A 1,093-nucleotide genomic window follows, 5' to 3' on the forward strand; every position below is an offset into this window, starting at 1 on the left:
GTAATCAATTTTTAAGTAAAATATCTGCGTGTTTATTGTTGTTATATGTGGTTGCTTGTAACAATAATCCTTCGAAATCTGAGAAAGCAGATTCTGTTCTTCAAGCTAGAAAAAATGATTCGGCCATCAGTTGCCATTCAAATATTCCATCAAGGTTTGGTGCAGTTGCAGATAGTACGCAACATATTGTAGCTAGCAACACCACTTCTACACAAGGTATGGTAAGTATTCCTGCTGGAACTTTTATGATGGGTGCAGATGATAAGCAAGCCGATAATGATGAGTTTCCTAAACATAAAGTAAGTGTAGATGCTTTTTGGATAGATGCAACAGAAGTGACCAATGCACAATTTGCAGCTTTTGTAAACGCCACACATTATGTAACCACAGCCGAGCGTAAACCAGATTGGGAAGAGCTAAAAAAGCAATTACCCCCAAATACCCCCAAACCGCCAGAAGATAAACTAGTAGCCTCTTCATTGGTTTTTACACCACCTACTCAAGCTGTTGATTTAAACAATTATGCACAATGGTGGACGTGGATGGAAGGTGCAGATTGGCGCCATCCTGATGGTCCAAATTCAAACATAAAAGGCAAAGAAAATTTACCTGTAGTGCAAGTATCTTGGGATGATGCCATGGCTTATGCAAAATGGGCTGGTAAACGCTTACCAACTGAGGCCGAATGGGAATGGGCAGCAAGAGGTGGATTGGTAAATAATGTGTACAGTTGGGGTAATGAAGACTTGGATGCTGGTAAACCGAAGGCTAATACTTGGGAAGGAAATTTCCCGAATAGCAATACAAAACGAGATGGATTTTACGGTGTAGCACCAGTAAAAAGTTATGCACCCAATGCTTATGGCTTGTACGATATGGCAGGCAATGTATGGGAATGGTGTAGCGATTGGTATAGAAACGATTATTATAAAACAACTAATAAACCCGATGGTGTTAAAAATCCACAAGGACCAGCTACAAGTTTCGATCCTCAAGAGCCTTATACACCAAAAAAATCTTTACGTGGTGGTTCATTTATGTGCAACAAAAGTTACTGTACAGGTTACAGAGTTTCTCGCAGAATGAAGAGTAG

At 40.0% G+C, this 1,093-nt stretch carries 1 protein-coding gene; it reads left to right on the top strand.

What is annotated here, in order from left to right; all coding sequences use genetic code 11:
* Positions 1 to 1,093: formylglycine-generating enzyme family protein (locus ACT9TX_RS18360; RefSeq protein ID WP_481340559.1), on the top strand; the 1,093-nt coding region annotated here is incomplete at both ends.

The sequence above is a fragment of the Parasediminibacterium sp. HNIBRBA5674 genome (assembly GCF_056745525.1).